Source organism: Pseudomonas sp. JAI111 (assembly GCF_024809425.1).
Lineage (GTDB): Bacteria > Pseudomonadota > Gammaproteobacteria > Pseudomonadales > Pseudomonadaceae > Aquipseudomonas.
In genome coordinates, this window is sequence record NZ_JANUCB010000002.1 from 79,649 (window position 1) to 92,996 (window position 13,348).

The window sequence follows — 13,348 nt, forward strand, 5'->3', positions numbered from 1 at the left end:
ACCGCATCGCTCCCATCGTCGGAATGCCGGCATTCCGACGATGGGACGAGGTCAGTCACCGCCAATCCGAGCCAATGCCACCCGCAACCGCGCCGCACTCTCGCGCTGACAATTCAACTGAATCCGCTCAAGCCCCAACCAATCCGCCATCTGCCGCAGATTGGTCGCCAATGCCAGCATCCCGGCCTCATCCAGCCCCGGCTCCTCCTCATGCACGGCATGCACTGCCAATCGGCTCAACGCTCGCTCAGCGCGCAGGTCAACCCGTGCGGCGATCCGTTCATTGTGCAAAAACGGCAATACGTAATAGCCATAGACCCGCTTGTCCTGCGGCGTATAGATCTCCAGCCGGTAACGAAAATCGAACAAACGCTCGGTTCGACTGCGCTCCCAGATCAGCGAATCAAAAGGTGACAGCAACGCGCTGGCCTCGACTTTGCGCGGCACTTTCGGCTCTGGCAGGCAATAGGCCGGCTGGCGCCAGCCCTGAACCTCACAAGTCTGCAACTCACCCGCTTCCACCAGTTCCGCCAGCCGCGGCCGACTGTCCGCCGGGTTCAGGCGAAAATAATCGCGCAGGTCCTTTTCCGTCCCGACACCCAACGCCATCGCGGCGTGTAACAACAGCCCGCGCTGGGCCTCGGCCTCATTGAGCAGTGGCTGTTGCAGTATTGCCGAAGGAATCACCCGCTCAGGCAGGTCATAGAGGCGCTCGAAACCACGCCGGCCGGCGACGGTGACTTCACCGGTGGCGAATAACCATTCCAGCGCATGCTTCTCGGCGCTCCAATCCCACCACGGCCCTGCCCGCTCTTGACGGGTCGACAGGCTTCCTGCGCCCAAGGCACCGAGTTCCTCGACCGAAGCCAGGACCCGACGAATTGTGTCTTGCTGCTCACGTCCGAATCGCGCCAGTTGCTGATAGATGTCTTCGCCGCGGGTTGCACGCTGCATGCGCCAGCGCATCAGGGGATACATCGACAAGGGCAGCAATGAGGCTTCGTGGCCCCAATACTCGAACAACGTGCGTCGACGGCCCTGACTCCAGGCAGCCTGGTCGAGCAAATCGGGAGAGTAATTACCAAGGCGGGAAAACAGCGGAAGGTAGTGCGAGCGCACCAACGCATTGACCGAATCGATCTGCACAATGCCCAGTCGTTCGATCAGCCGGTTGAGTTGAACCGGTTTGATCGCCGCTGGCGGTTGCCGCCCGTTGAACCCTTGGGCGGCCAGCGCCAGACGTCGAGCCTGTTTGAGGGTAAAGGACACTGTTGCGGGCATGAGCATCTCCTTGTCTGCTCGCAACCTACCTCACCGGGAAGGGGTTTGAGTAGCGATGGGCTCATCATTTATGCATCGGATCGTCCCAGAACGGTCTGACCGATTCATGCTCTACATCCGCACGACTCACGCCGATGTCTTTCAGTGCCTCGTCGCTCAAGCTCGCCAGCAGTTCACGCTCACGATGAAGTTCGTACCAGCGACTAAACTTGTGCAGCAGATCGGATACCGCGTGGATTGAGAATTTTTCTTCCGTTACATGTTCGTTATGACCTTTCATCTTGATGTCCTCCGTTGGGGATGGCTCAAGTCTCGCCCCGGCGCTAAGATCAATCCAACGAATGTTTCTGATGGTAACCATCTCGGAGATTGATGGATGTCGGCGTACCCCAGTATCGATACCGATGTACTGCGCACCTTTGTCGCCATCGCCGACCAAGGCGGTTTTACCCGTGCCGGTGAACTGGTCAACCGCACGCAGTCCGCGGTCAGCATGCAGATGAAGCGCCTGGAAGAAGATGTATTGCAGCGCCAGTTGTTCGAGCGCGACGGACGTCAGGTCAAGCTGACGGCGGAAGGCCAGGTGCTGCTGGGTTATGCGCGGCGCATCCTCAAACTCCATAGCGAAGTCTTCAATACCCTGCGCGAGCCGCACATGGTCGGCACGGTGCGCATCGGTACACCGGATGATTACGTGATGCGCTTCCTGCCTGGGATTTTGTCGCGCTTTGCCAAGATCTATCCGCTGATCCAGATCGAAGTTCACTGCGAATCAACCAAGCAGTTGCTGCAGCGTCAGGACCTCGATCTGTCGATCATCACTCGGGAGCCGGGCACCGAAATTGGCCAGTTACTGCGCAAGGAGCGCTTTGTCTGGGCCGAAGCGCAATGCTTCAGCGCCCATGAGCAGACGCCGCTGCCGCTGGCGATGTTCAACAGTGATTGTTTCTGCAGGCTGTGGGCGTGTAACGCGCTGGACGCGATGGGGCGCGATTACCGCATCGCCTATAACAGTTCGAGTCTGTCGGCGCTGATGGCCGTGGTCAGCGCCGGTCTGGCCGTCACCGCGCAACTGGAAAGCCTGATCACGCCGGACATGCGTATCCTCGGTGCCGCCGAAGAGCTGCCGCTGTTGCCGGAAGCCTGCATCATGCTGGTGCGCAACCTGCACAACCCGTCACCGATCACCGAGTGCCTGGCCGAGCATATCGTCGAAGGCTTCAAACTTTAAACGCGAGCATCACCGCGCACAGCACCAGAAATCCGCAGAACAACCCGCGCAGCAGTCGCTCCGGCATGGCGTGGGCAATCCTCACGCCCCAACTGATGCTCATCAAACCACCGACCGCCAAGGGCAGACCGACCAGCCAGTCCACTTGATGGTGCACCGCATAAGTCACCAGGGTGACGCCGGTGCTGGGCAGCGCCAATGCCAGCGATAACCCCTGAGCCACCACCTGGGTGGTGCCGAACACGCTGGTCAACACCGGCGTTGCCACCACTGCACCGCCAACCCCGAACAATCCGCCCATGGTGCCGGATGCCGCACCCAATACCCCCAACCATGGCCAGGAATAGCGCATGTGCGCAGAGGCCGGTGCGTTGGCGGTAAACATGCGCACCAGGTTGTAAGCCGACAGGACAATCAGGAAGGCGACGAAGCCGATTCGCATGGTTTGTGCGTCGATCCCGACGGCCCAGATCGAACCAAGCCAGGCAAAGCAGAACCCCATCGCGGCCAACGGCAGCGCATGACGCATTTCGATGCGATTGCGCTGGTGATAACGCCACAGCGCCAGCATCACATTGGGCACCACCATCACCAGCGCGGTGCCTTGGGCGATCTGTTGATCCATACCGCACAACACACCGAGCAACGGTATCGCGATCAAGCCGCCGCCAATGCCGAAGATGCCGCCCAGGGTTCCCAACGCTGCGCCGAAGGCCAGGTACATGAAGATATCAATCACAAGCGATTTTCCTTTTGTCAGGCCGCCCATCCTACGCAGTCGACGCCGGCGGCGAAACGCAAAGCAACGCACAACAGCTGTGGAAACCCTCGAATACCTGAAGACCAGCTTCGACCCCATCCTCCTTGGAGTTTGCCATTACAGAACAACCTGGATCGCCACTAGTCCAGAATTATCTGGCGCATTAAAGATTCGCCCGCTAGATTCATGACGATCACTGATCAAGGTTTTGAAATGGACACCGAGCGCAACACTCCTGACACCTACGAACAACTGCTGCTGGATAACCAGATCTGCTTCGCCCTGCATTCCACTTCGCTGCTGATGACCAAGGTCTACAAGCCGCTATTGCAGGCGCTGGGCCTGACTTATCCGCAATACCTGGCGATGATGGTGTTGTGGCAGAAAGACGGATTGACCGTCGGTGAAATCAGCTCGCAGCTGCTGACCGATCCCGGCTCACTGACGCCTCTGCTCAAACGCCTGGAAGTCGAAGGCCTGCTGACCCGTACCCGCAGTCGCGAAGACGAACGGGTGGTGATTGTCGAACTCACCGAACAGGGACGCGCATTGCGCGACAAGGCACGCAGCATTCCCCAGTGCATCCTCGCTGCCAGCGGACAGACGCTGGAGCATCTGCAGAAGCTGCAAGCGGAGCTTCAAGACCTGCGCAGTAATCTGCAAGACAGCCTCTGATTCCACTACCTCCCTGTGGGAGCGAGCCTGCTCGCGATTAGCGGTGTGTCATTCAGCATTGATGTTGACTGACACACCGCTAATCGCGAGCAGGCTCGCTCCCACATTTGGTTGGCGGTGCCCTGCCTGACCCAGCCCCGCTTTAAAAAACTCTCGCCGAAAATCTGGCTGCGACAGCTCTATCTCAGTACTCCCAACCAACACCCGCCTGAAAACCAAAACTTTTTTTAAAATTTATCTTGCGCGCTAAATATTAGCGCGATACATTCACCTCGCACTTACTTAGCGCGCAAACATTTAGCGCAGAACACTCAAACCCGAACGAGGCTCACATCATGCAAACTCTCTACACCGCAATCGCAACCTCCACTGGCGGCCGTGACGGTCGTGCGGTTTCCAGCGACAACATCCTCGACGTCAAACTCGCCACGCCAAAAGAGCTCGGCGGTGCCGGCGGCGCAGCAACCAACCCTGAACAACTGTTCGCCGCCGGTTACTCTGCCTGCTTCATCGGCGCACTGAAATTTGTCGCCAGCCAGACCAAGCGCAGCATCCCCAACGACGCATCGATCACCGCCCATGTCGGCATCGGCCAGATCCCTGGCGGCTTCGGTCTGGACATCGATTTGCACATCAGCCTGCCGGGTCTCGAACAAGCCGACGCGCAAAGCCTGGTCGACGCCGCCCACCAGGTCTGCCCGTACTCGAACGCCACCCGTGGCAACGTCGACGTGCGCCTGCACGTGACTGTCTAAGCGCTGAAGTGGTTAGCCAGTCTGCGAAGAGCTCAAGCAACACCTGAAGAATTAGCGCTCCCGCAGAGGCCTGTGTGTTTCTGGCAGGCACAAAAAAGCCCGACTCAATGGTCGGGCTTTTTCATTCCTGAAGCAGTGCTTATTTAGCACGGCCTTTGTAGGAACCGCCTTCGCGGGTATCGATCTCGATCATGTCGCCGATTTCGATGAAGTCAGCAACCGACAGCTCGGTACCGTTCTTCAGTTTGGCAGGCTTCATTACCTTGCCGGAAGTGTCACCGCGAGCGGAACCTTCGGTGTAGTCAACCTGACGCACGATAGTGGTCGGCAGTTCTACGGAAACCAGACGCTCTTCGAAGAAGATCGCTTCGCAAACATCGGTCATGCCTTCTTCAACGAAAGGCAGAACGGCTTCGATGTCTTCAGCGTTCAGCTCGTACATGGTGTAGTCGGTGGTGTCCATGAACGTGTAGGTGTCGCCGCTGATGAAGGACAGGGTCGCTTCTTTGCGGTCGAGGATTACGTCGTCCAGTTTGTCGTCGGCGCTGTAAACGATTTCGGTCTTGTAACCGGTCAGCAGGTTTTTCAGCTTGGTCTTCATGATCGCGCTGTTACGACCGGATTTGGTGAATTCAGCTTTCTGAACCAGCCAAGGATCGTTTTCGAGACGGATCACGGTACCGGGTTTCAGTTCTTTACCAGTTTTCATTGCGAATATCCGAATTTGGATGGGATTTACAAAAATCTAGGCCGCGTATCATATCCAATTTACATAAAACTGTACCAGCGCTGCGGCAAGATCGGCCTGCAAGGCCTGTTCCAGACACCACACCTCGGCATGTTTTTGTAGCTCGGGCCAGTGTTTACGGGTCGCTAGCCAGTGGTCAGACATATCATGACCTGCATTCCACGTTCGCCAAAGACCGCTGATCGCCTCGCTGGCAGGCTCGGAAAGGCCCTTGACGTACAGCGCGAGGAAGGCATCGAGCTTGTCCAGGTGGATGTCTTCGTCCTGCCGATAGATGTGCCAGAGCAGCGGCCGCCCGGCCCATTGCGCGCGCACAAAGGAATCTTCACCGCGCACGGCGTTGAAATCGCAGCACCACAACAGGTGGTCATATTGATCCTGCCGGACGAACGGCAACACCTGGACGGTCAAGGCTTCGCGAACGTGCACCGCGCCCGCTGCTAACCCGTCAACGCCAAGCCAGCGTTCGACATCCCCCAGGATCCGGCCTTCAGGCACCAGCAGATGCGTGGGCGTTGAATCAGCGGCCATCGTATCGAGCCAACTGGCCAGCCCGGCGTTCTCATAGGCGAACAGCGAGATCAGTTGGGCATTCGGCGCACGATCAATTCCCAGGCCTTGCAGGAATTCACGCTGAGCTTCGGGGTTTTGCTGAAATTGCCTACGTCGTTCAAGCAGACCGCTTTCACGCAGCAACCCCCCGGTGCCTTTTTGAAAGCCGGGGAAGAAGAAGTACTTCTGCACGCTTTTGTACTTCACCGACGGCAAACCGTGGCAGCCGATCACCCAGTCCTCGGCGCTCAGGTAATCGAGGTTCATCCACAGCGGCGGCTTTTCCCGCGCAGCCATCGCATCCATGTAAGCGCTTGGCAATTGGCAGGCGAACGCGGCGATCACCACATCCGCCGCTTCGGTGGGTAGCCATTCGGATGGCCAATGACGCACTTCCACTCCCTGCTGCCACTGCTGCGAAGCTTCTCTGTCGATTTCTGGACAGATCTGTTCGAAGGCGCGCAGATCATCGACCCACAAACGTACCGCGACCGAGTGCTCGGCCACCAGTTGTCGGGCCAGGCGCCAGGTCACGCCGATGTCGCCAAAGTTGTCGACCACGGTGCAAAAAATATCCCAGCGCCAGCGGTTTTTCACTTGAGGCATTTCAGGCATTCCAGGCTCCCGTTGGCAAAGGCGCCGATTGTCCGCATAAATTACCTCGTGCAGAAGAGCCGACGGCGATTAATCTTCGTGCGACAATCGCCATTCCCCCGCGAACACCCGCCAGGAGGCAGCCATGCCCTACCGTCCCAACCCGCGCCGCCCGTTGCCGGTCCAGCTCAATGCGCTGCAACTCAGCGGCAGCATTGCCCTCGGTTTGTGGCTGGGCTTCATCGCCATCGCGTTGACCTGCTGGCTCGCCTCGCGCCTGCTGTTCAGCGAGCAACTCGCGCCGGTGGCCGCCGTGGTGGAGCAATTGGCAAAACCGCCGGAAGCAGCGCGCCCGATGCCGGACATCCCGCCGCAAAGCCCGATATTTCAACAATACGAAGAGAACCTGCGCAAGAACGAGCAGCAGCAACGCATGGATCAGGCCCGCAGCAGCAGCCGCAATCTGTCCAATCCGAAATGCCAGTTCTGGCTGCAACAGGACCAGACCGCGCCGAGCGAAAAAAGCCGCGCCAACGTCCTGCAATTCTGCGACTGATCATGAATAAACACTCTGTCCACCAACTGATTCTGGCCAAGCTGCGCGTCGATCTCGACATCGCCGAGCGTGCCGCGCAAACCGCGTACGAAACCGCGACCCACGAAGAAAACATCGCCGAAAACAAGTATGACACCCTCGGCCTGGAAGCCTCATATCTGGCAGCTGGCCAGGCTAAACGGGTGGAAGAAATCAGGCAGTCGCTCGCGCTTTGCCAGAACCTGACCTTGCGTCCGTATGACGAACAACGCGGGATCGAAGTGGGCACCCTGCTGGGTCTGGAAGACGAAAAGGGTCGTGAACAATGGTTGTTCCTGGCCCCCGATGCGGCAGGTTTGAAGGTCGATCTTGTGGGGCAGATGATTACCGTCATCACCCCTCGCTCACCGCTGGGCAAAAGCCTGCTGGGCAAGTTCGAAGGGGACGAGGTGGAGATTCTGGTGGCGGGCGCTCGGCAACAGTTTGCTGTTACCGAGGTCATTTAAGCAGAATTAATGGACCGGCAGTTCGACGCCGTCGAACAGCTCTTCCAGTTCCTGCTTGTTGTGGCACTGAATGGCCTTGGCCATGACTTCGCGAGTCAGGTGCGGCGCAAACTTCTCGATGAAGTCGCACATGAAACCACGCAGGAAAGTGCCGCGACGGAAACCGATTTTGGTGATGCTGGATTCGAACAGATCGCTGGCATCGAGCATCACCAGGTCGCTGTCGAGTTTTGCATCGACCGCCATCTTCGCCACGATACCCACGCCCAGACCCAGGCGCACGTAAGTCTTGATGACGTCGGCGTCGGCGGCGGTGAACACCACTTTCGGCGTCAGGCCGCGGTGGCTGAACGCTTCGTCGAGTTTCGAACGCCCGGTGAAACCGAACACGTAGGTCACGATCGGGTATTCGGCCAGGGCTTCGAGGGTCAGCTTCGACAGCTTGGTCAGCGGATGGCCTTGAGGCACGACCACGCAGCGGTTCCAGCGATAGCACGGCATCATCACCAGGTCACCGAACAACTCCAGCGCTTCGGTGGCGATGGCAAAATCCACCGTACCGTCAGCCGCCATTTCAGCGATCTGCATCGGCGAACCCTGGTGCATGTGCAGGGCAACGTCCGGGTATTGCTTGATGAAATTGCTGATCACCGGCGGCAACGCGTAACGCGCCTGGGTGTGCGTGGTGGCGATCGACAGGGTGCCTTTCTTCTCGTTGGAGAATTCCTGGGCAATCTGCTTGATGCTTTCTACCTTGCGCAGGATCTCGCCGGCGGTGGTGATGATGCGCTCGCCGGCCGGGGTGACGCGGGTCAGGTGCTTGCCGCTGCGGGCAAACACTTCAACGCCGAGTTCGTCTTCCAGCAGACGGATCTGTTTACTGATGCCCGGTTGCGAGGTGTAAAGGCTTTGGGCGGTAGCGGAAACGTTGAGGTCGTGGTGCGCCACTTCCCAGATGTAGCGCAGTTGTTGAAGCTTCATATGAATCCCTCAAAGCAGGTAGACGCCACGGGCATCAGCGACGGTATATAACTATATTAATGGTTTGAAGAATAAATCTAGAACTTTTTCATCAAACTGCCACTATTCGTGCTTTAGCGATCCCCTTTGCGGCGACGCTCTACCAGCGGCACCAGGTACACCGGCACCCGAGACAGTTGCAACACCCGCGCAGCGGTCCTGCCCAGAGGCGTTTCCGCGCCAGCACCATGGCTATGACTACCTACGATCAACAAATCCACGGAGAGTTTCTGCGCCTGGTCGAGAATCACCTGCGACGGATCGCCCTGCAGCACCCGCACCGCTTGAATCCGCGCCAGGTCCAGCTCTCCTTCATCTCCCAGTTCTTCGCGAAAGCTGTCGAGTACCCGCTTCTCGATATTGGCAATTACCGTGTTCAGGCCCTGACTGTGAAACTCGTTCAAGGCCTGCTCATCGAGGTAACTCTGAAGTACTGATTCGGCAAACAACCCCATCGGCTCAACCGCATGCACCACATACAGGTCGGCATTGAAGGTTTGCGCCAGTGCCAATGCATGCTGCATCACCAACGGTGCGTACAGACCGAGGTCAGTGGCATACAGCATCGAACGAATCATATGACCTCCTCGCGTGCCAAAATGGCGGAGATTTGATTCAGCTTAGCAGCGCCGTGGCGAGTACGACGTCTGACGTAACACATTGAACCGTGGGCTTAAACTTTTTGCTCATTGCTTATGCCATGGGGCACGTGACCGGTGGCAACCACTTCGCGGGCCAGTTCGCAGTGACCCGCCTGGTCGTCGAAAAACACGTCGGCGGCAAAGGCTTCGAGGAATGCCGACTTGGTCAGGCCGCCAAGAAACAACGACTCGTCCAGACGAATATCCCACTCGCGCAAGGTGCGGATCACCCGTTCATGGGCCGGTGCCGACCGTGCCGTCACCAGGGCGGTGCGGATCGGACAAGCGTCATCGGGGAACTCGCGCTGCAACAGATTGAGGGCGGCGAGGAAGCCTTTGAACGGGCCACCCCGCAACGGTTCACGAGCCGATTCGCGCTCGCTGGCCTGAAACGCTTCCAGCCCGCCGGACTGATAGACCCGTTCCGACTCGTCGGAAAACAGCACCGCGTCACCGTCAAAGGCAATGCGCAGTTCATCGCTGGCCGCGCGGCTGGCTCCGCCCGACAAAATCGTCGCGGCGGCAAAGCCGGCGTCCAGAGCACTGCGCACATCTTCGGCATGGGTCGACAAAAAGAGGTCGCAGCCAAAAGCCTTGAGGTATGGATAAGGGCTGCGTCCACCGACAAACGCCGCGCGGGAAATCGCCAGGCCATAGTGATGAATCGAGTTGAACACCCGCAGGCCGGTGTCGGCGCTGTTGCGCGACACCAGGATCACCTCGACCCGGGCACGACCGAGGCGGGTGTTCAGGCTCAGGAGTTTTTCCACCAGCGGGAAGGCATCGCCGGGTTCGAGGATTTCGTCTTCGTGTTCAATCTGATATTGCCGGTAGGCCTCGACGCCACTCGACAGATAGACCTTGTGACTTTCACTCAGGTCGAACAGTGCTCGTGAAGAAATCGCCAGCACCAGTTTGTCGTCGATAGTCTTTGCCATGCCCTTCCCCCTCAGGTTGATCGACTCACCTGTTGCGTCGATCGATAAAACTCAAACTGCGATACAAAGCTTCGATTCTAGGCAACTCGCACCCCGCCGCTTGGGCGACCGCCAGCGGCCTTGCGTAGATCGCTTGCAGTTCCAGTGGCCGCTTGTGCAGAAAATCGTGGTGCATGCTCGGCCGATAGTCGGGCATTTTTTCAGTCATCATGAACAGGTAATCAGCATAACCGGCCGGCATATCGTGCCCGCAGGCCTTTGCCCCCTGCACCACTTCGGCCATCAGTGCCTTGATCAGTTCCCGGCTATCGATATCGGCCATCAACGGCGCGGTACTCGCCCCGAGCAATACCGACAAACCGTTGTAGGGGATATTCCAGACCAGTTTCTGCCAGCGCGCCTGGTGCAGGTTCGGCATGGCCTGGGAGTCGATGCCGGCTGCACGAAACAACCCTGCGCCCTCCTCGACAATCGCCATGCGCGCCTGATCGTCGATAGCCGGACCACTGTGATAGCCGATGTTGACCGCGCCGAGCGCCTGATGGGTGATCACGCCCGGGGCTTCGCGATGGACGCAGATCAGGCACAGGCCGCCCAGCAAGTGCAGCGAATCAGGGAGCAACTCGCGCAAGCTGTCTTCGACGTCCAGGCCATTTTGCAGCAGCAGGACCTTGGCATTCGGGGCCGCAGCCTGAATGATGGCGGGCGCCAGGTCCGCGTTGCTGGTGGTTTTTGCGCCAACCAGCAACCAGTCGCAGGCGGGCATGTCTTCAGCCGACGAGTAGGCCTGGACCGGATTCAGCGTCAGCGCACCATGCACGGCACTGTTGAGTTGCAGACCGCGCTCGGCCACCGCGGCGAATTCACTGCGCAACAGGAAGTGCACCTCAAAACCGGCACGCGCCAGCATCACCCCGTAGAACCCGCCGATCGCGCCGGTTCCGATAATACCGATTGTCGGTTTGGCAACTGCCCCCATCATGGCAACTCCTCTGCAATTCGATTGAGCGCCTGCCCCACGGCCTCGTTGAGCTCGAGGCCGGTCAGGCGCGACTGTACTGGCCCGAAGAACTCGCCGTCGCGCACCAAAAACAGCGCCGGCAAATGAAAAACCTGATAACGCTCGACCAACCCGCCATTGTCCCCGGCATCGATCCAGCACAGCCGGTCGATCGCCAGAGCAAGTCTTGGCAATTGCTCTCGTGCAAACCGGCAGGAGGCGCAGCCGACACTGGTGAAAATCACCAGCGAAACACCGCTTGATGCCAGCAGCCGTTGGTCGGCATCGAAATCAGTCAGCGCCCATTCGACCACTATACTGGGGAGAACAATGTCAGATGGCCGACACATGGAGTCCGTGCTCATGGGACGTTTTATTCCTCATCCTGACGATGTGCCTGTTGAATTAACGTTACTCAAACCTGAGTGTATTTCACGACAACAGCTGCACACTATCAGCCTGGGCGGCATGGCTTGCAATTACCACCGCGCGTGGCGCCACGGTACGGCGCTTGAAGTTCGCATGCCGACCCTCAATCCCGATTTGCGTTTTCTGGGCTATGTGGCCTGGTGCTTGCGCCGAAAGCGCGGCTATCTGGTGGGCATCGCCTTCGTTGACGAGCAGATGATGTTCAGCGCCCGGATGGGCGAGCAGGTGTGTCAGATAGAACGTTACTGTCGCCAGCATGACTCGCATAATGACCTGCAGGAAACCCAGGCCCTGGCCCTCGAATGGGTCCAGCAGCATGCCGACGAGTTCTCTCACGACACGGTTCGCAAGGCCTTTGCCCAGGCTGTGCTGGATTAGGTGGGGTTCTCAATTCGTGAGAATGCCCCCTAAACCGGCGTCTGCCCATTGTCGAGCAGGCGCTTAACGCGCTAAGGTTCGGCTCCCCGACGCGCTTAATTTGCTGTGCTCCGCCGCGCGGGTTCGCTGGCGGCCGGCACCCGTGACCTGACGAGTAAACGATGGCTGATTTACCGATCAACGACCTAAACGTCGCCTCCAACGAGACGCTGATCACTCCCGATCAGCTCAAGCGTGATATCCCTCTGAGCGACGCTGCCCTGCGCACCGTCACCAAGGGCCGCGAAGTCATTCGCAACATTCTTGATGGCACCGACCACCGCCTGTTCGTCGTCATCGGGCCTTGCTCGATCCACGACATCAAGGCGGCCCACGAATACGCCGAGCGTCTGAAGGCGCTTGCCGCCGAAGTGTCCGATACGTTGTATCTGGTCATGCGCGTGTATTTCGAGAAGCCACGCACCACCGTCGGCTGGAAAGGCTTGATCAACGATCCATACCTGGACGACTCGTTCAAGATTCAGGACGGTCTGCACATCGGTCGCCAATTGCTGCTGGACCTGGCCGAAATGGGCCTGCCAACGGCGACTGAAGCCCTCGATCCGATCTCCCCGCAGTACTTGCAGGACCTGATCAGCTGGTCGGCCATCGGCGCGCGCACCACCGAATCCCAGACGCACCGTGAAATGGCTTCCGGCCTGTCCTCGGCCGTCGGCTTCAAGAACGGCACCGATGGCGGCCTGACCGTGGCGATCAACGCCCTGCAGTCAGTGTCGAGCCCGCACCGCTTCCTGGGCATCAACCAGGAAGGTGGCGTGTCGATCGTCACCACCAAAGGCAATGCCTATGGTCACGTTGTATTGCGCGGCGGCAACGGCAAGCCGAACTACGATTCGGTCAGCGTCGCGCTCTGCGAGCAAGCGCTGAACAAGGCGAAGATCAAGCCGAACATCATGGTCGATTGCAGCCACGCCAACTCCAACAAGGACCCGGCCCTGCAACCGCTGGTGATGGAAAACGTTGCCAACCAGATCCTCGAAGGCAACAAGTCGATCATCGGCCTGATGGTCGAAAGCCATCTGAACTGGGGCTGCCAAGCCATTCCCAAAGACCTCGCCGACTTGCAATACGGCGTGTCGATCACCGATGCCTGCATCGATTGGTCCGCCACTGAAACCACCTTGCGCAGCATGCACGCCAAGCTCAAGGATGTGCTGCCCAAACGCGATCGCACCTGATCGCCTTTCGCCGCACACAAAAACGCCGGGCTTTACCCGGCGTTTTTTTATGCGTTCGTTTTACTGA

17 protein-coding genes are annotated in these 13,348 nt (G+C 58.7%); 7 read left to right on the plus strand and 10 right to left on the minus strand.

Translation table 11 applies throughout. The features are described from left to right. Window positions 1-51: 51 nt before the first annotated feature. Both HNR03_RS07960 and HNR03_RS07965 read right to left on the minus strand, forming a co-directional pair. Window positions 52-1,281, minus strand: coding sequence for a winged helix-turn-helix domain-containing protein (locus tag HNR03_RS07960; protein WP_259152263.1), 1,230 nt, complete (start codon window positions 1,279-1,281; stop codon window positions 52-54). 64 nt (window positions 1,282-1,345) lie between these two features. Then, entirely contained in the window at window positions 1,346-1,561 is a 216-nt protein-coding gene (locus HNR03_RS07965) for a DUF1127 domain-containing protein (protein ID WP_010461302.1), read from the minus strand. Between the two features lie 96 nt (window positions 1,562-1,657). On the opposite strand from HNR03_RS07965, the gene HNR03_RS07970 reads away from it, so the two are divergent. After that, a complete protein-coding gene (locus HNR03_RS07970) occupies window positions 1,658-2,512 on the plus strand; it encodes a LysR family transcriptional regulator (protein ID WP_208669309.1) in 855 nt (284 codons plus the stop codon). Here the strand turns inward: HNR03_RS07970 and HNR03_RS07975 are convergent. Next, window positions 2,502-3,236, minus strand: a complete 735-nt coding sequence (locus tag HNR03_RS07975; protein WP_405046050.1) for a sulfite exporter TauE/SafE family protein — start codon at window positions 3,234-3,236, stop codon at window positions 2,502-2,504. The genes HNR03_RS07970 and HNR03_RS07975 overlap by 11 nt on opposite strands. Window positions 3,237-3,485: 249 nt before the next feature. On the opposite strand from HNR03_RS07975, the gene HNR03_RS07980 reads away from it, so the two are divergent. Further along, a complete protein-coding gene (locus tag HNR03_RS07980; RefSeq protein WP_222590497.1) occupies window positions 3,486-3,947 on the plus strand; it encodes a MarR family winged helix-turn-helix transcriptional regulator in 462 nt (153 codons plus the stop codon). A 335-nt stretch (window positions 3,948-4,282) separates the two neighbouring features. Then, window positions 4,283-4,702, plus strand: coding sequence for an organic hydroperoxide resistance protein (locus HNR03_RS07985; protein WP_047527178.1), 420 nt, complete (start codon window positions 4,283-4,285; stop codon window positions 4,700-4,702). 139 nt (window positions 4,703-4,841) lie between these two features. On the opposite strand, the gene HNR03_RS07990 is transcribed toward HNR03_RS07985, so the two are convergent. After that, complete coding sequence (locus HNR03_RS07990; RefSeq protein ID WP_007943632.1) at window positions 4,842-5,411, minus strand: elongation factor P; 570 nt, start codon at window positions 5,409-5,411, stop codon at window positions 4,842-4,844. Window positions 5,412-5,459: 48 nt separating this feature from the next. Next, window positions 5,460-6,617, minus strand: a complete 1,158-nt coding sequence (gene earP, locus HNR03_RS07995) for an elongation factor P maturation arginine rhamnosyltransferase EarP (protein ID WP_405046046.1) — start codon at window positions 6,615-6,617, stop codon at window positions 5,460-5,462. A 124-nt stretch (window positions 6,618-6,741) separates the two neighbouring features. Here earP and HNR03_RS08000 point away from each other — a divergent pair, with 124 nt between their 5' ends. Further along, window positions 6,742-7,152, plus strand: a complete 411-nt coding sequence (locus HNR03_RS08000; protein WP_259152319.1) for a hypothetical protein — start codon at window positions 6,742-6,744, stop codon at window positions 7,150-7,152. A gap of 2 nt (window positions 7,153-7,154) precedes the next feature. Then, complete coding sequence (locus HNR03_RS08005) at window positions 7,155-7,637, plus strand: transcription elongation factor GreAB (RefSeq protein WP_259152321.1); 483 nt, start codon at window positions 7,155-7,157, stop codon at window positions 7,635-7,637. 6 nt (window positions 7,638-7,643) lie between these two features. Here HNR03_RS08005 and cysB read toward each other — a convergent pair whose 3' ends face one another. The 5 genes from cysB to HNR03_RS08030 form a co-directional block, all read right to left on the minus strand. After that, window positions 7,644-8,618 carry an HTH-type transcriptional regulator CysB gene (cysB, locus tag HNR03_RS08010; protein ID WP_008148549.1) on the minus strand — a complete coding sequence of 325 codons (975 nt, stop codon included), beginning with the start codon at window positions 8,616-8,618 and terminating at the stop codon, window positions 7,644-7,646. Between the two features lie 113 nt (window positions 8,619-8,731). After that, on the minus strand, window positions 8,732-9,235 hold the full coding sequence (locus HNR03_RS08015; RefSeq protein WP_222587870.1) for a universal stress protein: 504 nt from the start codon (window positions 9,233-9,235) through the stop codon (window positions 8,732-8,734). 95 nt (window positions 9,236-9,330) lie between these two features. Further along, window positions 9,331-10,236 carry a 5'-nucleotidase gene (locus HNR03_RS08020; protein WP_222587871.1) on the minus strand — a complete coding sequence of 302 codons (906 nt, stop codon included), beginning with the start codon at window positions 10,234-10,236 and terminating at the stop codon, window positions 9,331-9,333. Window positions 10,237-10,261: 25 nt separating this feature from the next. Continuing rightward, a complete protein-coding gene (locus HNR03_RS08025) occupies window positions 10,262-11,218 on the minus strand; it encodes a putative 2-dehydropantoate 2-reductase (protein WP_259152352.1) in 957 nt (318 codons plus the stop codon). Continuing rightward, window positions 11,215-11,601 carry a co-chaperone YbbN gene (locus HNR03_RS08030; protein ID WP_259152355.1) on the minus strand — a complete coding sequence of 129 codons (387 nt, stop codon included), beginning with the start codon at window positions 11,599-11,601 and terminating at the stop codon, window positions 11,215-11,217. Before HNR03_RS08030 ends, HNR03_RS08025 begins: the two co-directional genes overlap by 4 nt. On the opposite strand from HNR03_RS08030, the gene HNR03_RS08035 reads away from it, so the two are divergent. Then, on the plus strand, window positions 11,600-12,043 hold the full coding sequence (locus HNR03_RS08035; RefSeq protein WP_259152357.1) for a PilZ domain-containing protein: 444 nt from the start codon (window positions 11,600-11,602) through the stop codon (window positions 12,041-12,043). The two genes, HNR03_RS08030 and HNR03_RS08035, sit on opposite strands and share 2 nt — an antisense overlap. 161 nt (window positions 12,044-12,204) lie before the next feature. Continuing rightward, on the plus strand, window positions 12,205-13,281 hold the full coding sequence (locus tag HNR03_RS08040) for a 3-deoxy-7-phosphoheptulonate synthase (RefSeq protein WP_090186452.1): 1,077 nt from the start codon (window positions 12,205-12,207) through the stop codon (window positions 13,279-13,281). Window positions 13,282-13,348: the final 67 nt, after the last annotated feature.